A 19,295-nucleotide genomic window follows, 5' to 3' on the forward strand; every position below is an offset into this window, starting at 1 on the left:
CATAACGTTAAGCCCAATCACCGTTTCGGAAGACGGGCACAGTTTGGCCGTCTTGGGTGATACCATCGATGTTCATATCGGCAGAACCAATCATGAAATCAACGTGTACATCTGAGATGTTCCAACCACGTTGAGCAAGGACTTCAGGTGCTTCAGTCTTACCACCGGTAATGTTTGAATTATAGGCTGCACCAAGGGCCAAATGGTCTGATGCATTTTCATCGAACAAGGTATTGTAGAATAAGACACCACCTTGGGCAATAGGGGATGGATCTGGAACCAATGACACTTCACCAAGTGACTTGGCACCATCGTCAGTAGCCAATAACTTTTCCAAAACGTCTTGCCCCTTTGTCGCAGTGGCCTTCACAATGCGACCATTTTCAAAGTCAAGGGCAATGTTTTCGATGACATTACCTTGGTAAGATAGTGGCATTGTAGCGGCAACGTGCCCATCAATGTGACGGTTATCGGGAGCGGTAAACACTTCTTCTGTTGGCATGTTCGGGATGAATACGTTACCGGCCTTGTCTTGTGACAAGGCTGCTTCCCAAATATGACCTTCGGCAAGGCCAATTGTAAAGTCAGATACGGCATTCTTATAGCGTAGTGCTTTAAAGTTTTGGGCATTTAGCCAGTCGGCTTTAGCTTTTAATGTTTCAATGTGATCTGTCCAGTTAGCGATGGCGTCTGAGTCGTCATCAACACGAACGTCCTTTAAGATTTCTTCCCAAAGACGTTCAACGGCTGCTTGACCTTTAAGGTCAGGGAAGACTTTTTCTGCCCAGGCTTGACCGGCAGCAGCAACAACGAGCCAAGAAATATCATCTTTCATCGTAGCATCGCGGACACGATGCAGCGCTTTTTGCGTTGCTTTTGTATAAGTTTGCAAGCGGTCGGCATCAACACCAGCCAAACCGTCCGGATCTTGTGAGACGAGTGAAATCCGTGATGCGTACTTGTCCATCAAGGTGTTGGCCTTAAGGACCTCATATTCAGGGACGTTTTCAAGTCGATCGATTGGGGCATGGCTCAAAAATGACTTGGTAATGGCTTGATCTGACCATTCCATCACCACTTCGCGAGCGCCGGCTTCATAAGCGGCCGCAACAATTTTACGTGCAAAGTCAGCTGATTCAACAGACGCATATAAAATAATCGTTTGGCCAGGTTGGACATTAACGCCACGCTTGACAATCAATTCGGCATATTTGTTGAGTTTGGTTTCTAATGACATCGTTTTAGTGTGTTAGATGACAGGTATTCTAACACGTTCCTCCATAAAATTTCACAATATAATTATTATCTCATGAAAAAAGGCGCACGACAAGATAAAGCCGTGCAATAGCGACTTTGTGATATAAGCTTAATGTAATTGGCAGGCGCAACAGGCATAAATTTTGTATAATGGATATTATGACGAATGATGCGGCAATGAAACAAAAAATAAAAACAAATAACTGGTTGATGACGATAACGTGGCTGATTGTTATCGCTGGTATTTCAGCGACGGTTGCGGTGTGGTTGTTGGCTAAGCCAGTGGCAACGCAAACTCAGGCAACACCGGAAGGCTTTGCCGTGCAAGGCGTTGCGATTAACCAAACGTCAGGTTATGTTGATTATGGTAATTTAGCCAGTAACGGCATTGACTTTGTCTATTTGCGTGCGACGACAGGGACATCATTTTTTGATGATGGCTATCAATCAAGTTATAGTCGTGCCGAGGCGGCAAAATTAAAAGTGGGTGCCATTCAAGTTTTTGATAACAGTATTGATGCGGCTGATCAAGCGCAATATTTTATTAGCCATGTTGCGGGTCATGTCGGGGAACTACCAATTGCCGTGTATGTGACCAACGATCAAGTAGCCACGCAAGCAAGTCAGTCACGATTGGCCAGCGTGATTCGGTTACTGGCGGCGCATTATGATAAGTCCGTTGTGATTTATACCACGCCAGCCGTGAAAAAGAAGTTATCCGGTACGATCCATCAGGCCAATTATTGGCTCATTGAAGATAATACGCGGGATCGGGCAGCCGACAATCAATTTATTCAATACAGTGAAGATCACACAATTGGCACAGGCTTAAAGGCTATCAAGATGCCAACTAGTGTGTTTAACGGAACCAGAAAGCAATTCGAGGCGATAAAATGATAAAACTAGGAACGATTGGGACGAATTGGATTACTAAAATGTTTATTGAAGCGGCGCTTCAAACTGGTGAGTATGAGTTGACGAAAGTTTATTCAAGGCGCCAGGCCGGTGGGGAAGCATTTGTAGCCGAACTGGGGTTGGAAAATGTCGATGTTGTCACAACTTTAAGTGACCTCTACACAGACCTTGACGTGGTCTATATTGCGTCACCAAATGCCTTGCATTTTGAACAGGCGAAAGTGGCCATCCAATCTGGTGTTCATGTGATTGTGGAAAAGCCAACCACGAGCAATCCAACAGAATTTGCCACAATTGAGGCGTTATTGGCCAACCACCCAGATGTGCGTTATTTTGAAGCGGCCCGCCATGTGCATCAACCTAACTTTAAGATTATCCAACAGGCCATGGGTGATTTAACGCAGTTACAAGGCGCAACGTTGGTTTATCAAAAGTACTCCTCACGCTTTGATGCCTACTTGGCGGGTGAGGAACCCAACGTTCTCACGCGTGAATTTAGCGCCGGTGCTTTATATGATTTGGGTGTTTATCCGATCTATGCGGCGATTGCTTTGTTCGGGGCACCACGTGCTGTGCAGTATTTGCCAATCCTCTTGGCTAACGGTGCTGATGCCCGTGGGGTTGCCAACCTCTTTTATGATGACTTTAATGTCACCGCAATTTTTGGAAAAAATGCCAATTCTTACCTATCAAGTGAAGTTTATGGCTTGAAAGAAACCATCTCGACAAATAACATTGCTGAACTCGATACGGTGACTTTCCATGATGGCGAAGGACACAGTACCGACATTGGGGAACGTCCTGATGCTAATCCGATGGTACGTGAAGCACAAGACTTTGCGGCCATTATGAATGACCCCGTTGGTCACCATTTGCAGTATACGCAGTGGTTCCAACTTGCTAAACAAGTCAACCAAACGTTGTTTGACTTACGTTCGTCGGCTGGAATTATTTTCCCAGCTGACCAGAAAGAAATGTAATTTATGCCAATTAAACCAGCGCTACAAGCGCAATTTGAACAACAATTTAAAGCCCAAACACCCATTCAAGCTGCTGTTTGGGAGAAGTTAGCGCAGGGCGACAATATTTTCGGCCTAGCGCCAACTGGAACAGGGAAAACGTTAGCTTTTTTGCTGCCAATTCTTAGCCGAATTGATCCCAAAGTTAAGCAGACACAAGTCTTGATTTTGGCGCCAAGTCAAGAACTCGCCATGCAAACGACTGCTGTTGCACGGGAATGGGGCGCTTTGGTCGATGTCTCGGTGACGAGTTTGATTGGTGGTGCCAATGGCCGCCGTCAAGCAGATAAACTCAAAAAAGATAAGCCACATATTGTGGTGGGGACATTAGGTCGTGTATTGACAATGCTTGATGGTGGCGCCCTAAAACTTAATGGCTTGCAAACCGTTATTTTCGATGAAGCAGACGCTATGTTGTCAGATGAACGGCGTGACAGTTTGCAAGCATTAGCAGCGCAATTACCAACAGACGTTCAACTTGGCCTGTTTTCAGCAACTTCTGGGGTTGATTTGAAATATGTCGCCGACACTTTTGGCCAAGAAGTCCGACCCGTATCAGTTGGCACGGATGCGCCAGCAGCGATTACGCATGAATTTCAATATGTTGACCAAAAGGCCAAGGCTAGTTTGTTGATTCAACTAGCCCGTAATAAGCAACAAGCTTTGGTGTTCTTTAATACGATTAGTGGCTTGGTTAATATGCAGGCGACGCTACGTCACGCGCATGCTAGTGTGATGAGTATTGGCAGCAATGACAAGCGACAAGTGCAGCGTGCAGATGCGTTACGTTTATTCAAAAAAGGCGAAGTATCGCTGCTTTTGGTGACAGATGTCGCCGCACGTGGCTTGGATATTGAAGATCTACCATTAGTCGTGAACGCACAGTTACCACAACGGAAAAAAACATATATTCATCGCGCTGGCCGTACAGGACGAATGGGTAAACCAGGCCGCGTGTTAAACTTGGGTAATGACCATGATATTCGTGATTTGAAACGCGAATTAGGGGATGATTTTGTTTTGGTGAAAGCCGCTAATACGTTTGCCGATGCGAAGCAGGCGACACCGCAAAAAAGTACCGCTGCGGTCAAGGCTGCACGCGCAACTGCGCCAACTGATCAGGCAGGACACCAAGCGTCGGGCCAAGCGGCCAAACCAGTGACGCAACGTCCGACAACTCAGGCGAAGACAGTACCGGTTGTTGAAAAGCCTAAGAAGAAAAAACGCTTAAAGGCATCCAAAGATAAGGGAAAGCCAAAATGGGCTAAAAAGTCGGCCGAGTAAGCCACATATCAAAAGGGTCACAGCTAATCATCAAGCTGTGACCCTTTTTTAATATGACTCAAGGGATGAGGTGTTGGAAAAGGGGTGTGTTCGGAATTTCAATTGATTTATGCAACGTGATGGGGGTATTATTGCTATTCGTCGTGTTAACGGTGTAATCGTAACGATAGTAGTTCTGACTTAAAGTGGCAGCATCGACATCTTTCGCATTCGGTGGGGTGATGAATTGATAGTGGCCAGGATTTTGTATGCTGTTATAGGGCGTGGCGATGAAATTGTTTTGGGCATCAAAAGTGAATTGATAACGGGTCGCGCCACCAGGTAGCATATTGAGATCAGGTAAAAAGGCTTTCGCAAAGATATGTGCTGTCGATCCCCAAAGGACGATACGATACGTGCCGTCAGGCATTTTAATGCGAGTTGCGATGTCGCGTAGATTCACAAAGGCTAAGCCAATCGCTTGGCCTTTGTCGTCGGTTGCGTCGGTATAAATTTGCCCATCTTTGTAAATGACCCAACCAAAGCCATTCCAAATGAGCTGGTCGTTGGTGGCCCCCTGCCAGATGACGGGTAGCGTCACTGAAGCGAGCTGGCCAGCGTCATCGGGGATCGACACAGTGGTCGTCCCCCAACTGATATGGTTACTTTTAAAAATCAGATTAGGATTGGCCGGTGAATGATACGTTGGCCCATCGTTTAACCAGGCAATGGCGATACCGACAGCATTAATTTGGGCGGTAAATTGGGCAATTGTTTGTGCTTTCAATTGTTGCATCAACGTGGCTAACGTTGGCTGTTGTGTCGGATCCCCACCTGCATCCAGATAGGCAGCGCGGATGGCCGACTGGAGATCGGTGTATTTATTTTGCCAATCTTGACTGGTTGCGCTGGCGGTTTTAAGTGCTGTAATGGCATTTAAAATCACTGGGCTGAGTTTATCGCTATCCAGCACTTGCCCATTTTGGTCCGTGAACGGATTATCATTTGGTGGGGTAACGTAATATTGCGACAAATCAGGAATATTTAACGCCGTGGTAGTTGCCATAATAACTTGGTAGCGGTCGGTGATAGCAGCAAGGACACTATTATCGTGCGTTAATTTGGTGATTGTCGCGGCGTTATGTGACAATGACGCTTGCGCGGTGGTGAGGGTTGATGTGAGCTGTGCGTTGTCTGCTTGACTGCTGGTTAATAAGTTTTTCATCCGCGTAATATTGTCGTTTAATTGCGCAATACCGGCAGTATTAAGTGGACTCACCCCTAAAAAATAATAGGCAGCTGAGGCAGTCCCAATCAGCACCGCGAGGGCAGTCATGAGGGGGACAACAAGTTTCGTACTTTTGAACATCGGGCTATTTCTCCTTTTTCTGTGTGCACTGTGCAAAAAAGCTACCAGTCGATAGCGACTGATAGCTTTTTTTACGCAATACTTAAGGATTAGCTGTTGATGTTTTGGCATTATTGGGATCAACATCGACAGTCCGATCGGTGACGCTGGTATTGGCATTGGCAGCAATGGCTTGTTGGGTGGTAACGTTAGTGCCAGTTTTGGGGTCGTTTAAGGCCGTATTGGCAGCATCAACGGCGGCATTAGCCGCCTTGATATTATCATTAGCTTTTTGAATTTGCGCTTGTGCTTGCGCCAGGTCATCTTGGTGGTTTTGTTGCTCGGTATTAAACTTGTTCGTTAGGCCGGTTAGCGCATCTTGAATGGCCTGCATGCTCCCACTGAGACCTTGACTGGCTGTTGTCAAGGCACCGATGTTAGTGCTGGGACTTAGGACCCCAAAGAAATAAGTCGTTGCGGCGAAACCGGCAAATGAGAGAACCGGTAGGAGTAACAGGGTGAGAACAAACTTTTTGGAGCGTGTGTGTTTCTTGAACATAATCTTTTCCTTTGTCTATTTTTGACGCACTAACCGATGATTATAAACGAACCAACCTATTATATTCATAATATCAATAATGTGATAGCTCTAGTATAAAACTTACGATGTGCAAGGTCAAGAATTTCTTAAGCAGGATTTAATCTCCTATTAATCACGGGGCATTACAATTAGAAGCAGAAAACGGTACAATGGAGATATGAAAATGGCTAAAGCAATTAAAATATTATTAATCGAAGATGATGTCAACTTGGCAGATAACATTGTCGGCTTTTTGCAAGATTTTGCCGATGTGCATGCGGTTGATAACGGCTTAGATGGTGAATTTGAAGGTCAGGAGTCACCCTATGACCTCATTATTTCGGATTTGATGTTGCCGGGCGAGAGTGGCTTGGAAGTGATCAAAAATTTGCGCGAAAAAAATATTGAGACGCCAGTGTTAATTTTGACGGCTAAAAGTTCTTTAGATGATAAAATCGAAGGCTTTAATGTCGGCGCGGATGATTATTTGACGAAGCCGTTCTATCGTGAAGAGTTATTGTTACGGGTGAAGGCTTTATTACGTCGTGCCGGTGTCTATTCTGAAGATAATACAATCGCGGTGGGGGATGTGCTGATTAACCTTGAGAATCGTGGCGTCCAAGTCCATGGGCAACCCGTCAAATTAGTCGGAAAAGAATTCGATATTTTGACGTACTTGGCACAAAATAAAAATATTATTGTGACGCGTGACCAAATCTTTGATCGTGTCTGGGGGATTGACTCTGACACCACGATTAACGTGGTAAATATTTATTTGAACAATCTCCGGCGTAAGTTAGAGGCGGTTGGCCAACACGATCTGATTAAAACGCTACGCAATATTGGGTTTATTTTAGAGGTTGACGATGCCTAATGTCATCAATAAGCAACAACAAATTCGCGGCTTTTTGCTACTAATTGCGAGTTTCTTTGTCATTTTCTCGATTTTAGGTGGAGTCATGTATTGGTCCTACACGCGCACGGTCTTTCGTAATTCAGATGCGGCGATTACCCAGCAAATTCGTAATTTTGAATTAGCTGGCGCTTTGGATAATGCTGACGCAACGGAGCGAAAAGCCCCACTGTTATTAGAAACCAATACCTTAGCCAATGTCTGGCTCTATGACAGTCATAAAAACTTAGTCTTAGATGCCCGTTTACCAGAGGCAACCAAAGAATTACTCAGTAAGCAATTTAAATACACCTCGCGCTTTGAGTCTGATACACCCCAAACGGTACATATTGGGGATAACTATTATCGTGTGGCCAGTGTCACGTTTATTAAAGGCGCCAAAAATAATGATGGGCATCCTGTCAAATATGGTGTGATCACAGTCAATGTTAATGATACGATGTACAACCTCAATCACTTTAAAAAGGTAATTCTTTGGTCGTTTGGCTCGTTTGGGTTGCTTGCTTTAATGGTGTCTTACTGGATTAGTTTAAAAAACATGAAGCCGATTTTGCGATCGTGGCAACAGCAGCAAGACTTTGTGAACAATGCGGCGCATGAATTACGGACACCAATGGCCGTCATTCAAGGTAAACTTGAAAATATGTTAACGCATCCAGAATCCACAGTACGTGAACAATCGGATGCCATTATCTTGTCCTTATCAGAAGTGAGACGGTTAACGTCGTTAACGAATAATATGTTAACGCTGGCGAAGTCAGGCTCGAATATGACCCGCCTTGAAAAAGAATCGACTGATATTAGTGATTTCCTCTCGCAAATTGTTGCGCCATACCAAGAGATGGCAGAATTTGATGGCCAACAAGTCCTCTTGTCCGTACGTGTTGGCCAGCGTGTGATGATTGATCAAAAGCGCATTCATCAGTTGATTGTGCTGTTGGTCGATAATGCCTTGAAATATTCTGAAGCCGGCGATACCGTATCAATCACTGCCATGATTGAAAAGCGGAAACTTGTCTTAACGGTTGCCGATACGGGGCGTGGTATCAGTGATGAGGCCAAAAAGCATGTCTTTGACCGTTTTTATCGAGAAGATAAGACAGGCAATCGAGAAACTGGTGGGACTGGCTTGGGCTTGTCCATTGCGGAGTGGATTGTCCATGCGCATGGCGGTAAAATTGTGGTGTTAGATAATCAACCAAAGGGGACGATTTTCAAAATCACGTTACCGCTATAACATACGAAAAATTGAAAGAAGCATGACCACGTTGATTAAAATGGAGGGCACGTGATGAAACATTCTCTTATAATAGTGGCGGCAGTCGCTGCCGTAGTTGGTGGTGGCGTCGTTTATTCTGGTACACAACCAAATTCTTGGTTCCAGCGCCAACCTGAAACCAAAAAAGTGGTAAATATTGCCGGGCAAGCGTCGATTGCTTCGACCGCCTATGTGAGCCAAGATGCGGCCATTTCGGCCTATAACAAAGTAAAAAATGCGGTGGTCACCGTGCAAAACTTGCAAAAGAATGCGGCCCAAACCCCAGATGGTTTTGCGGGGTTGTTTGGTCAATCAGGGCGTCAAAATCAAGCCGATGATGGCCAAGTTGAAACTGCCTCAGAAGGATCTGGTGTCGTCTATAAGATTGCGGATGGGTATGTCTATATCATCACCAACAATCATGTGGTGGCAAATTCGGATGCCCTACAAGTGATTACGGCAAATGGCGACAAGATTAAAGCAACCATTGTCGGGACGAATGAACAAAAGGATTTGGCCCTTATTAAGGCCAAAACAGACCTGATTAAAACGGCGGCGAGCTTTGCACCAAGCAGTAAGCTTCAATCAGGTGAACAGGTCTTAGCGATTGGATCACCGTTGGGGTCTGAATATGCGACTTCAATGACGAGTGGCATTATTTCATCACCCCAGCGGCAACTGACGGCAGAAGAGACAGGATCGAGTGATGAAACGGTCATCCAAACCGATGCTGCCATTAATCCAGGTAACTCTGGCGGCCCGTTGATTAACTTATCAGGGCAAGTCGTTGGGATTAATTCATCAAAAATTGCTGCTGCAACTGATGGCACTAACGTTGAAGGGATGGGATTTGCCATTCCGTCAGACGTTGTTGAAGCCTTTATCCAGCAAACAGAAAAGTAAAAGAGTCACCAATTTGGTGGCTCTTTTTATTGTGTGTTAAATGATTGTGCATCACAATACAATCATTTAATTTATGAAAGGGTTTTCAATAATAACAGAAGTGTGCTATTCTTAGTTTCTGAAAACGCTTACAGGAAAATAACAAATTGCAGCCAGAGGAGAACAGGCATGATTAATTCAGTTGGGGTTGTTGCTAAAAAGCACAAGGATTTTGGTCAGTTGGCTGATGGGTATCTTAAAAAGACACCGATTTTCCAATTTATCATTGTATCGTTGATGTTTCCGCTGTGGGGAACAGCGGCGAGTTTAAATGATATTTTAATTACGCAGTTTAAAACAGTTTTTGCTTTAAATGATGCGGCAACTGCCTTTGTGCAGTCAGCGTTTTACGGCGGGTATTTTCTAGTCGCTATTCCTGCCAGTTTTGTTATTCGCAAGGTCTCTTATAAAGTGACCATTATGACGGGGTTGGTCGCTTATATCTTAGGGGCCGGTTTATTCTTCCCAGCGTCGCGGGTGGCGACCTATTCGATGTTCCTTGTGGCTATTTTTGCCATCGCCATTGGGTTATCCTTCTTAGAAACAGCCAGTGACACCTACAGTGTGATGATGGGACCCAAGAAATATGCCAATTTGCGTTTAAATATTTCACAAATCTTGAATCCAGTGGGCAGTATTGCTGGGATTTTGTTGGGTAAGTATTTGATTTTTGGTTCGGTGGGGAACCTGTCTGAAAAAATGGCCAGCTTGCATGGCGCAGAACGGCTGGCTTACGGCGAAAGCATGTTACAATTAACCCTCCAACCTTACAAATATATTTTGGCCGTCTTAGTTGTGATGTTGCTCATCTTAGCTGTGACGAAGATGCCAAGTGCCAAGCCGATTGTGACGGGGACCCAGATGGCTAAAGTGAGTTTTCGTCAGTCAATTGCCTATTTGAGACAGAACAATCGCTTCAAAAAGGGTGTATTGGCACAATTCATTTATGTGGGGATGCAGACGGCTGTTTGGTCATTTACTATCCGGCTGGCGTTAGATGTGAATCATCATATTACAGATGCCGCGGCCTCAAACTTCATGATCTATTCGTATGTGGTCTTCTTTTGGGGAAGGTTGTGGCGACTTGGCTCTTTACACAATTGAAAGCGACCCAAGTTTTGACGGCTTACTCAGTACTTGGCACCTTGGCGTTGTTGCTCGCAACATTTGCGCCAGGCATGATTGCTGTGTATGCGGCCGTTGGGGCGAGCTTCTTCTTTGGCCCACAATGGCCAACGATTTACGCGCACACCTTAGATCATGTAACAGATAAGCGTTACACTGAAACAGCAGGTGCCATTTTGGTTATGGCCATTGTGGGCGGTGCCGTTATCCCGGCTGTTCAAGGCCTCGTGTCTGATGCGGTGGGATCGATGCAATTGTCATTCCTGGTGCCAACGATTGCGTTTGCACTGGTGAGTTATTATTTTGCAACAGAAGTTAAACAAGATATGGCGACAGGACGTTAAAGGAGAAAATAATGGCGATTCAAGATTATGTGACCGGTGTGCAACACGTCGGCATTCCAACCAAAGACCTAGCAGCAACCATTGCTTTTTACGAAGCACTTGGTTTTGAACAAACTGGCTTATTCCCTAACGGTAATAGTCGTTGTGCCTTTCTAAAATTAGGCAACCTTGTGATTGAAAATTGGGAAGGTGAGCCCGTTGGGCATGCCGGTGCGATTAACCATGTCTCATTAGATGCGACGGATATTGAAAAAGCATTTGCAGCGGCCAAGGCAGCTGGTTTTGAATTGATTGATCATGACATTCAAAGTATTCCGACTTTCTGGCAGCATGGAATTCGCTACTTTAATATCTTAGTCCGAACCAAGAAATTATTGAATTCTGTGAAATTTTAGCCCAATAAAAAAGGACCCGGTGATAAAAACAGGGCTCTTTTGATTAGGCTTGTGTACTTTGATACCAGTCGAGCACTTGTTGTGGTGTCAAGCGTTCACCGTGACCAATACGTGACACTTCTTGACCATCTTCAAACAAAACAAAAGATGGGATACCACGCATATTGTACTTAGTTGCAACTGCTAAATTTTCGTCACGGTCGGCATCGAACCAGTTAGCAGTTTGACTAATGGTATCCTTAATGTCTTGTACAAATGGCTTGATAGCGCGGCAATCACCACACCAATCTGCTGACAAAAACATCACATTGCGACCAGGCTTGTTAATATTTTCTTCAACGACAGCATCTGAATGATGAGTAGGTTCGTACATGTTTTAAGACTCCTAATTGATTTTGAAGTCAGTATACCATAAAAATTTTGCGACGTTAAATACTTTGCTTAGTTCACCATCATGACTATAAAATGAGAAGATTAAAAAATAAATGACAAATAAGTGTTGACAACTCACAGAATAAAAGTTATAGTTAATGACAATATAAACGGTGAAGAGATAAGTACAACATGGCATTTTACCCAGAGAGTCGACGGTTGGTGTAAGTCGATAAAATAGCTGTTGGAAAATGGTCTTGGAGTGATTACAGAGACGAGCAAGCGGACACCCATCTGTGTGGCGCGGTAAGTTGAAGTCGGTGGTGCTCGTTAACGCACAACGTATAACCCGAAAGATCTCACAGATGTTCTCGACGAGATGTGGTGGGCGTACGTTTGAGGTGTGGGTGCGAGAGCCCTACATAAACACCGGGTGGTAACACGTTATTTTTGCGTCCCGTAGTCTAATTTTAGACTACGGGATTTTTTTGTTTTCACATAATGTTAAAAGGAGTGAATGATGAGTGTCATATTACAAAATGGCTTATTACGACATAATCAATTGGTCATTGGCCAATATCGTGTCCTGCAGCCAACGGTTAGCATTTTATTGGTGAATCTCATGCCAAATCGCCGGCAAACGGAACAGCAGTTTGCCCAACTCTTGGCCCAATTACCGATCAATGTGCGGGTGACGTTTGCCGTACCCGCCACGCATATCATTCGCCATGACCGTGAGCTGATTGAAAAAAATTATGTAACGTTAGCCGATATTTGGCACCAACAATTTGATGGCTTAATCGTGACAGGTGCACCAGTTGACCGCGAAAAAGTGACGGCCATTGACTATTGGGCCGAGTTTCAACAATTACTGGTATGGCGGCAAACCCATGTGAGAGAAAGCCTACTGACTTGCTGGGCAGCCTATGGGGCCGGCTATGTCGAACGCAACTTCCCTGTGCGTCATGTTGACGACAAAATCTTTGGTGTCTACCACAACCAACCAACACTTGGTCAAGGGCATCCGCTATTAGCGAAAATGACCGACTTGGCGATGCCGCATTCACGGTATTTTACCATTCCAAATCGCGCCGTTGCCCAACGATTAAAGGTGGCTGGCGATGATCGCGTCGGCGCATTCATTTTACGCGATGATACAAAACGAACGACTTATGTGACGGGACATTTAGAGTATGCGACGCACACGTTACATGATGAATTTTTACGCGACCAGCACGCGGGGCAGGCCATGTTACCACCAGAAAATTATTATCGCGCGGGCGAACCGGTAAATTCATGGTCAACATCTGCTGTGCAGTTTTTCAAAAATTGGGGCCAGTTGCTGGTCAGTCAAGCTCAGCGACCGGCGGTCGTTGATATTATCCCAGCAGTACAAGCATAAGTGATTTTAGAGGAGTAACGATGACAACGACGATTGATACATTACTCGCCCAAGGGGGCAACGGGACAGACGATGCGCAAACAGGTGCAGTGGTTACGCCACTTTACTTTTCCACGGCCTATCGCCATCCAGGGTTAGGCGAGTCTACGGGTTTTGACTATGCGCGCTTAAGCACGCCAACGCGACAAGTGTTAGAAGAACAGCTGGCGCGCTTAGAACACGGCGTGCAAGGTTTTGCGATCAGTTCGGGGATGGCCGCCATTGATTTGGTGTTTGCGACTTTGTTGAAAACGGGCGATCATTTTTTAACCAGTGATGATTTATATGGTGGGACTTTCCGTTACTTTGATGATTTAGTGGTTCACAGTGGGGTGAGCTATACCGCGTGTCGTGATTTAGATGACTTTCTGACACAAATTCGACCCGAAACCAAGCTCATCTGGCTGGAGACACCTTCTAATCCAACCATGAAAATTACCGATATTCAAGCACTGAGTACGGCGGTTAAAGCTGTCCGACCAGACATTATCATTGCGGTGGACAACACCTTTTTAACCCCGATTTTTCAACAGCCTTTAACACTTGGCGCTGATGTGGTCGTTCATTCTGCGACGAAGTACTTGGGCGGTCACAACGATATTTTGGCCGGTGCGGTTGTGACGAATCAAGCCGCGCTGGCCGAACAATTAGCCGCCAGTTTGGTGACCCGCGGTCAGGTATTAGATCCTTTCAGTGCATGGTTATTGTTACGTAGCTTAAAAACGTTGCATTTACGCATGGCGCGACATCATGAAAATGGTCAGTTCCTGGCGGATGCCTTAAAGACAGTACCAGGCGTGACCAAAGTCTTATACGCTGGCGTGGGTGGCATGGTGAGTTTTTATTTGGCAGATGGGTATGATGTCGATCGCTTTTTGAAAGGGTTAAAAATTGGCTCGTTTGCAGAAAGCCTGGGTGGCCCAGAAACATTGATTACCATCCCCGCAGTGCAAACCCATCATGATATGAGCCAAGCGCAGCGGGATGCATTAGGTATTTCGGATCAGTTAGTTCGGTTAAGTGCTGGGCTGGAGGACAAAACGGACTTGTTACAAGACTTAGTCCAAGCCATTGAAGGAGCGAAAAAATGAGTGATTGGACAGATTTAATTCAAGCCACAACAGCACACGACCCGTTGTCTGGGGCGATTAATACCCCGATTCAGCTCAGTTCGACGTTCCATCAAGCGTCATTTGATACGTTTGGGCATTTTGATTATGCGCGTTCTGGTAATCCGACGCGTGAAGTTGGTGAAGCCGCCATTGCCAAACTGGAACACGGCACGCAAGGCTTTTTATTCAGTACGGGGATGGCCGCCATCAGTAGTGTGTTATTCACCTTGTCAGCAGGGGATCATATCGTTGTCAGCAAGCATGTTTATGGCGGGACGTTTCGTGTCTTAGAAGACATTTTGCCCCGCTGGGGAATTACGCATACTTTCGTTGATTTTAGCGATGTCGCCGCTGTGACCGCAGCGATCACACCAGCCACCAAGGCACTATATATTGAGACGCCGTCCAACCCTGTGTTGCAAATCACAGATATTGCGGCCATTGTCGCTGTGGCAAAACAACATGGGTTGCTGACGATTGCCGATAACACGTTCATGTCGCCATTTTTCCAAAAACCTTTGGACTTAGGCGTGGATATCGTGGTGCATTCAGCAACCAAGTTTCTTGCCGGACATTCTGATATTTTGGCGGGTGCCGTGGTGGTCAAGGACAAGCAGTTGGCCGAGCGGATTTACTTTATTCAAAACGCGGTCGGGGCGACATTAGGTGTGTTAGATACTTGGTTATTATTGCGCGGGATTAAAACGCTTGGGGTGCGGATGGCGCAATCTAGCCAATCGGCATTGCAACTGGCGCAACACTTAGCCCAACATCCAAGCGTTACGCGTGTACTGTATCCAGGACTGGCGACTCATCCAGGCCATACCATTCATACCAGCCAAGCCACCAGTGGGGGCGCGGTGTTGAGTTTTGATGTTGGCAGTCAAGACAACGCCAGAAAAGTGGTCACAGCCTTAAAAATTCCGGTGTTTTCCGTTAGTTTAGGCGCTGTGGAAAGTATTGTAAGTTATCCACCAAAGATGAGCCACGCCGAATTGAATCAAGCGGAACTATCAGCCAGTGGGATTACACCAGGGTTATTACGGTTTTCCGTGGGACTAGAAGATGTGACGGATCTCATAGCTGATCTCGACCACGCATTAGCACAAATTGAAGTATCAAGAGGAGAAAAAAGATGACAACAGCACAGAAATTACACTACCATTTTGATCAAGTCGGGTCTTACTTACGGCCAGACGCGTTGAAAACAGCTCGCGAGCAATACGCCAAGGGTGAAATCACGCAAGCAGCACTTTTGCAGGTGCAGCACGCCGCGATTAAAGATTTGGTCGACGCACAAGTCGCAGCCGGTTTGTCGGCAGTGACAGATGGTGAATTTAATCGGTCATGGTGGCATTTAGATTTTCTGGGACAACTCGGTGGGTTTGAATTTTATGATCAGGAAGCATCGTATAAATTTCATGGTGAAAAAACACGTTCGACAAATATTCGCTTAACTGGTCCAGTGCATGCGAATTTGAATCATCCATTTTTTGATGATTTCAAATACCTCCAATCGATTGTACCTGAAGGTGTGGAACCGAAAGTCACGATTCCGTCACCAAGTCTCATCATTAATCGCGATCAACGCTCAGATGGCTGGGCGGATTACTATCCAACGTGGCAAGCGTTTTTGGACGATTTGGCACAAGCCTATCATGATACGCTCCAACATTTCTATGATTTGGGGGCACGTTACATACAATTGGATGATACAACTTGGGCTTACCTCATTGCCCAATTGAATGCCAATGCAGATGATCCGGCTGCACGAGCACCGTTTGAGCAAACTGCCCAAGATGATGTCTATGTCATTAATCAAGCTTTGGCTGGGTTACCAGACGACTTGAAGCTTTCCACCCATATTTGCCGCGGTAACTTTAAATCGACCTATTTGTTTGAAGGGGGTTATGAACCCGTTGCCAAATATTTGGGACAGTTAAATTACGATGCATTCTTCCTCGAATATGACAATGAACGTTCCGGTGACTTTGGGCCGTTGGCAGATATTTATAATGGGCGACCAAATGTTGAAATTGTGTTGGGCTTATTCACCTCTAAATCAGCAGATTTAGAGGCCGTTGACGATGTCATCGCTCGGATTAATGAAGCAGCGCAATACGTGCCCAAAGCACAATTGGCCTTATCAACACAATGTGGTTTTTCGTCAACCGAAGAAGGCAATATCTTAACGATTCCAGATCAGTGGCGTAAGTTAGCGTTGATTAAAACGATTGCCGATCAAGAACTGGCAACTGTTTAAGGAGAATTTTAACAAGCGTGTATAGGAGATGTGATGCGTAAAAAAACTTGGATTGGGCTTATTTTAGCGAGTATACTGGTCGTAGGGATCACTTGGGCAACCGTTAAGCAGCGCCCAACCAATGTCATAACGGTGGGATCGGTGACCAGCGATGCCGATATTTGGCGCCATTTAGCGCAGAGCAAGCAGGCGAAACAATTACATCTTAAGATTCAAGTGAAAGAATTTACCGATGGGCAAGCTTTGAATGTGGCCACGGCACAGGGTCAAGTTGATGTGAATGCGTTCCAAAGTTATGGCTACTTTGACGCATTTAACAAAGCCAGTAAAGTGGGGAAGCTAGCGAATCTAGGCACGACATATCTTGAACCGATGGGGATTTATTCGAGTCATTATCATGCGCTGAAAGATTTGCCAGATGGGGCAACGATTGCCATTGCCAAGGATTTGGCGGATGAAGCGCGGGGGTTAAAGCTCTTAGCTGATAATGGGTTGATCACCTTAGCACCTGGGTTTGGGGCGTTAGATGGGTTAGAAAAAGTCACCAGCAACCCCAAGCATTTTAAGTTTGAAGAAATTGATGACACCACTGGCGGCCGTGTTGTTAAAGATCCGAAAATTGCGGCCGTCCTGATGTCTAATTCTATTTCACAAGCCAGTGGCTTGAATGTGTTAAAAGATGCGCTGGCTTATGAACATGTCAACGGCCATACGCGGGCGAATATCAACATTTTAGCCACCGCTACAAAAAACCAAAACAACCCAACTTATCGGAAGCTCTTAACGCTTTATCATGACAAAGCCTCGCAAGCCTATATTGCGGCTAAGTATCAGGGCACCAAAACCGAAGTGAACAAACCAATTAGTTATTTTAAAGGAGAAAAATAATGTCAGAAACAGTTGTTGAAAGTTTTACGCTTGATCACACCAAGGTCAAAGCCCCTTACGTGCGCGTGATTGAAACCCAAGCTGGCCCACAAGGTGGTCAGATTACGAATTATGATTTACGGCTCACCCAGCCAAACGAAACGGCGATTGAAACCGGTGGTTTGCACACACTAGAACACCTCTTTGCTGGACTCGTACGTGATGAAATTGATGGAATTATTGACATCTCACCATTTGGCTGCCGGACAGGGTTTCATGTCATTTCTTGGGTAGATTATGATGCCGAAACCTTGGCTAAAGTCTTTAAAAAGGTCCTAGAAAAGATTGTCAGTGATGACGTGACAGAGGTGCCGGCAGCTGAAATTCAAAGTTGTGGGAACTTTAAGGATCATAGTCTACATTCTGCCAAAGCTTGGGCAGCGATTATTCTTGAGCAAGGCATTTCAAGTGATGCCTTTGAACGACAAGTCGTGTAATGTTAGCGACCAATATGGCAAATTAGAGGAGTAGGCGATGCCAGTGAACCCGCAGAAAGTTTATTATTTGCATACGAATAAAATCGCCACGGCTGTGTTTTTGATGGGTAGCGGGGCGGTGGATAGTGTCATGTGATCGTGTTTTGTGACGTTACTAAATAATCACGAGACAAGAGGAGTCTAACACATGACACAAACACAACAAAAAATTGGTTTTCAACACGTCGGGTCGTTTTTACGGCCTGATGCACTGAAACAAGCGCGGGCAGCATTTGCCAACGGCCAGGTAACGGCTGACGAATTAACCGCAGCTGAAGACGCGGCGATCACCACTTTGGTGGCCCAACAAGTGGCGGCCGGTTTGGATGTCGTCACAGACGGTGAATTCCGGCGCTCATATTGGCATCTTGATAACTTTTGGGGATTTGAAGGCGTTGAACGGTTTAAATTTGGCGAAGGGTATCAATTTGCCCATGAAGAAACGCGAGACGATTCGGCCCACCTCACCCGTCCGTTGGGTTTTGATGCGACAGCGCATCCGCTTATTCGTGAATTTAAGTTTCTCAAAACTATCGCTGATCGTTATGGTGTCGCTGCTAAAGTGACGCTCCCGTCGCCAGCGCAATTCTTTGCGGAATTAGTGCGTGGCCAAAATGCGGAACGTGTCCACCGGTTTTATACCAATGATGCTGACTTTCATGCGGCCATTCAGCGGGTATATCATGACGAAATTTTAGCACTTTATGATGCTGGTGCGCGCACCATTCAACTCGATGACTGTACTTGGGGGATGCTCGTGGATCCACATTTCGGCGTGCTGATGGCTGGTAACGGCGTTAGTGTGACCGAGTTAAAGACACTTTATTTAACCCTTAACAATGGGGCATTAGCCGATTTACCGGATGATTTGGTGATTAATACGCACGTTTGTCGGGGGAACTATCATTCTGACTGGGCGGCGAGTGGTGGCTATGATCTGGTGGCTGATGAACTTTTGGGTCAGGAAAATGTAGCGAGCTACTTTTTAGAGTATGATTCTGACCGCGCAGGTGGTTTTGCACCCCTAGCCAAGGTTTCTGGTGATAAACGGGTTGTGCTGGGTTTAATCACGACCAAAACAGGTAAACTTGAAGATAGACAGGTGATTATTGACCGCATTTATGAGGCAGCGCAGTATTTACCATTAGAGCGCTTGTGGTTATCGACCCAATGTGGCTTTGCGTCAACTGAGGAAGGTAACGTGCTGACAGAAGACCAGCAATGGGCTAAATTAGCGCTTGTGCACGATATTTTAACGCAAGTCTGGGGCTATAAAGCATAATCGTTGCCCGCTGAAACGACTTGCGCTATACTCGAATTATTTATTTGAAGATGATCATTTTTT

General features: G+C 45.5%; 17 protein-coding genes and 2 pseudogenes. 15 read left to right on the forward strand and 4 right to left on the reverse strand.

Annotation, left to right across the window (positions count from 1 at the left end; translation table 11 throughout):
* Nucleotides 1-7 precede the first annotated feature (7 nt).
* On the reverse strand, nt 8-1,237 hold the full coding sequence (locus A9176_RS03750) for an aminopeptidase (protein ID WP_029509499.1): 1,230 nt from the start codon (nt 1,235-1,237) through the stop codon (nt 8-10).
* Between the two features lie 179 nt (nt 1,238-1,416).
* Here A9176_RS03750 and A9176_RS03755 point away from each other — a divergent pair, with 179 nt between their 5' ends.
* Genes A9176_RS03755 through A9176_RS03765 form a run of 3 tightly spaced genes read left to right on the forward strand, consistent with a single transcriptional unit; the run spans nt 1,417 to nt 4,475 of the window.
* A complete protein-coding gene (locus tag A9176_RS03755) occupies nt 1,417-2,154 on the forward strand; it encodes a GH25 family lysozyme (protein WP_077283228.1) in 738 nt (245 codons plus the stop codon).
* A complete protein-coding gene (locus A9176_RS03760) occupies nt 2,151-3,152 on the forward strand; it encodes a Gfo/Idh/MocA family protein (protein ID WP_077282140.1) in 1,002 nt (333 codons plus the stop codon). The genes A9176_RS03755 and A9176_RS03760 overlap by 4 nt, the downstream gene beginning before the upstream one ends.
* 3 nt (nt 3,153-3,155) lie before the next feature.
* Nucleotides 3,156-4,475, forward strand: coding sequence for a DEAD/DEAH box helicase (locus A9176_RS03765; RefSeq protein WP_077282141.1), 1,320 nt, complete (start codon nt 3,156-3,158; stop codon nt 4,473-4,475).
* Nucleotides 4,476-4,533: 58 nt separating this feature from the next.
* On the opposite strand, the gene A9176_RS03770 is transcribed toward A9176_RS03765, so the two are convergent.
* Both A9176_RS03770 and A9176_RS03775 read right to left on the reverse strand, forming a co-directional pair.
* Nucleotides 4,534-5,823 carry a hypothetical protein gene (locus A9176_RS03770; protein ID WP_077282142.1) on the reverse strand — a complete coding sequence of 430 codons (1,290 nt, stop codon included), beginning with the start codon at nt 5,821-5,823 and terminating at the stop codon, nt 4,534-4,536.
* A gap of 82 nt (nt 5,824-5,905) precedes the next feature.
* Complete coding sequence (locus tag A9176_RS03775) at nt 5,906-6,361, reverse strand: hypothetical protein (protein ID WP_068851608.1); 456 nt, start codon at nt 6,359-6,361, stop codon at nt 5,906-5,908.
* 205 nt (nt 6,362-6,566) lie between these two features.
* Between A9176_RS03775 and A9176_RS03780 the strand changes: the two genes are divergently transcribed.
* The 5 genes and pseudogenes from A9176_RS03780 to A9176_RS03800 all read left to right on the forward strand — a co-directional run bounded on the left by A9176_RS03780 (nt 6,567) and on the right by A9176_RS03800 (nt 11,367).
* The gene (locus A9176_RS03780; protein WP_029509505.1) at nt 6,567-7,256 is read left to right on the forward strand and encodes a response regulator transcription factor; all 690 of its coding nucleotides are present in this window, start codon (nt 6,567-6,569) and stop codon (nt 7,254-7,256) included.
* Nucleotides 7,249-8,532 carry a sensor histidine kinase gene (locus A9176_RS03785; protein WP_077282143.1) on the forward strand — a complete coding sequence of 428 codons (1,284 nt, stop codon included), beginning with the start codon at nt 7,249-7,251 and terminating at the stop codon, nt 8,530-8,532. Before A9176_RS03780 ends, A9176_RS03785 begins: the two co-directional genes overlap by 8 nt.
* A gap of 54 nt (nt 8,533-8,586) precedes the next feature.
* Nucleotides 8,587-9,456 (forward strand): S1C family serine protease, encoded by an 870-nt coding sequence (locus A9176_RS03790; protein ID WP_077282144.1) that lies wholly within the window; start codon nt 8,587-8,589, stop codon nt 9,454-9,456.
* 168 nt (nt 9,457-9,624) lie between these two features.
* Nucleotides 9,625-10,964, forward strand: a pseudogene (fucP, locus tag A9176_RS03795) (L-fucose:H+ symporter permease).
* Nucleotides 10,965-10,975: 11 nt separating this feature from the next.
* Nucleotides 10,976-11,367, forward strand: a pseudogene (locus A9176_RS03800) (VOC family protein).
* 35 nt (nt 11,368-11,402) lie between these two features.
* Here A9176_RS03800 and A9176_RS03805 read toward each other — a convergent pair.
* Nucleotides 11,403-11,732, reverse strand: a complete 330-nt coding sequence (locus tag A9176_RS03805) for a thioredoxin family protein (RefSeq protein ID WP_029509510.1) — start codon at nt 11,730-11,732, stop codon at nt 11,403-11,405.
* Between the two features lie 519 nt (nt 11,733-12,251).
* Here A9176_RS03805 and A9176_RS03810 point away from each other — a divergent pair.
* The 7 genes from A9176_RS03810 to A9176_RS03840 all read left to right on the forward strand — a co-directional run bounded on the left by A9176_RS03810 (nt 12,252) and on the right by A9176_RS03840 (nt 19,232).
* Nucleotides 12,252-13,133, forward strand: coding sequence for a homoserine O-acetyltransferase/O-succinyltransferase family protein (locus A9176_RS03810; protein ID WP_077282145.1), 882 nt, complete (start codon nt 12,252-12,254; stop codon nt 13,131-13,133).
* Between the two features lie 20 nt (nt 13,134-13,153).
* Nucleotides 13,154-14,263: a trans-sulfuration enzyme family protein gene (locus A9176_RS03815; protein WP_077282146.1), complete on the forward strand. Its 1,110-nt coding sequence runs from the start codon at nt 13,154-13,156 to the stop codon at nt 14,261-14,263.
* Nucleotides 14,260-15,423: a trans-sulfuration enzyme family protein gene (locus A9176_RS03820; RefSeq protein ID WP_077282147.1), complete on the forward strand. Its 1,164-nt coding sequence runs from the start codon at nt 14,260-14,262 to the stop codon at nt 15,421-15,423. The genes A9176_RS03815 and A9176_RS03820 overlap by 4 nt, the downstream gene beginning before the upstream one ends.
* Nucleotides 15,420-16,547 (forward strand): vitamin B12 independent methionine synthase, encoded by a 1,128-nt coding sequence (locus tag A9176_RS03825; RefSeq protein ID WP_077282148.1) that lies wholly within the window; start codon nt 15,420-15,422, stop codon nt 16,545-16,547. The genes A9176_RS03820 and A9176_RS03825 overlap by 4 nt, the downstream gene beginning before the upstream one ends.
* A gap of 33 nt (nt 16,548-16,580) precedes the next feature.
* Nucleotides 16,581-17,435: a MetQ/NlpA family ABC transporter substrate-binding protein gene (locus tag A9176_RS03830; protein ID WP_077282149.1), complete on the forward strand. Its 855-nt coding sequence runs from the start codon at nt 16,581-16,583 to the stop codon at nt 17,433-17,435.
* On the forward strand, nt 17,435-17,911 hold the full coding sequence (locus tag A9176_RS03835) for an S-ribosylhomocysteine lyase (protein ID WP_055307405.1): 477 nt from the start codon (nt 17,435-17,437) through the stop codon (nt 17,909-17,911). The genes A9176_RS03830 and A9176_RS03835 overlap by 1 nt, the downstream gene beginning before the upstream one ends.
* Nucleotides 17,912-18,098: 187 nt before the next feature.
* The gene (locus tag A9176_RS03840; protein ID WP_077282150.1) at nt 18,099-19,232 is read left to right on the forward strand and encodes a 5-methyltetrahydropteroyltriglutamate--homocysteine S-methyltransferase; all 1,134 of its coding nucleotides are present in this window, start codon (nt 18,099-18,101) and stop codon (nt 19,230-19,232) included.
* Nucleotides 19,233-19,295: the final 63 nt, after the last annotated feature.

The organism is Leuconostoc garlicum (genome assembly GCF_001998805.1).
GTDB classification, from domain to species: Bacteria; Bacillota; Bacilli; order Lactobacillales; family Lactobacillaceae; genus Leuconostoc; species Leuconostoc lactis.

Coding starts and splice junctions, on each gene's coding strand:
- A9176_RS03750 (WP_029509499.1), bottom strand. CDS start 1,237: ATGTCATTAGAAACCAAACTCAACAAATATGCCGAATTGATTGTCAAG.
- A9176_RS03755 (WP_077283228.1), top strand. CDS start 1,417: ATGACGAATGATGCGGCAATGAAACAAAAAATAAAAACAAATAACTGG.
- A9176_RS03760 (WP_077282140.1), top strand. CDS start 2,151: ATGATAAAACTAGGAACGATTGGGACGAATTGGATTACTAAAATGTTT.
- A9176_RS03765 (WP_077282141.1), top strand. CDS start 3,156: ATGCCAATTAAACCAGCGCTACAAGCGCAATTTGAACAACAATTTAAA.
- A9176_RS03770 (WP_077282142.1), bottom strand. CDS start 5,823: ATGTTCAAAAGTACGAAACTTGTTGTCCCCCTCATGACTGCCCTCGCG.
- A9176_RS03775 (WP_068851608.1), bottom strand. CDS start 6,361: ATGTTCAAGAAACACACACGCTCCAAAAAGTTTGTTCTCACCCTGTTA.
- A9176_RS03780 (WP_029509505.1), top strand. CDS start 6,567: ATGGCTAAAGCAATTAAAATATTATTAATCGAAGATGATGTCAACTTG.
- A9176_RS03785 (WP_077282143.1), top strand. CDS start 7,249: ATGCCTAATGTCATCAATAAGCAACAACAAATTCGCGGCTTTTTGCTA.
- A9176_RS03790 (WP_077282144.1), top strand. CDS start 8,587: ATGAAACATTCTCTTATAATAGTGGCGGCAGTCGCTGCCGTAGTTGGT.
- A9176_RS03805 (WP_029509510.1), bottom strand. CDS start 11,732: ATGTACGAACCTACTCATCATTCAGATGCTGTCGTTGAAGAAAATATT.
- A9176_RS03810 (WP_077282145.1), top strand. CDS start 12,252: ATGAGTGTCATATTACAAAATGGCTTATTACGACATAATCAATTGGTC.
- A9176_RS03815 (WP_077282146.1), top strand. CDS start 13,154: ATGACAACGACGATTGATACATTACTCGCCCAAGGGGGCAACGGGACA.
- A9176_RS03820 (WP_077282147.1), top strand. CDS start 14,260: ATGAGTGATTGGACAGATTTAATTCAAGCCACAACAGCACACGACCCG.
- A9176_RS03825 (WP_077282148.1), top strand. CDS start 15,420: ATGACAACAGCACAGAAATTACACTACCATTTTGATCAAGTCGGGTCT.
- A9176_RS03830 (WP_077282149.1), top strand. CDS start 16,581: ATGCGTAAAAAAACTTGGATTGGGCTTATTTTAGCGAGTATACTGGTC.
- A9176_RS03835 (WP_055307405.1), top strand. CDS start 17,435: ATGTCAGAAACAGTTGTTGAAAGTTTTACGCTTGATCACACCAAGGTC.
- A9176_RS03840 (WP_077282150.1), top strand. CDS start 18,099: ATGACACAAACACAACAAAAAATTGGTTTTCAACACGTCGGGTCGTTT.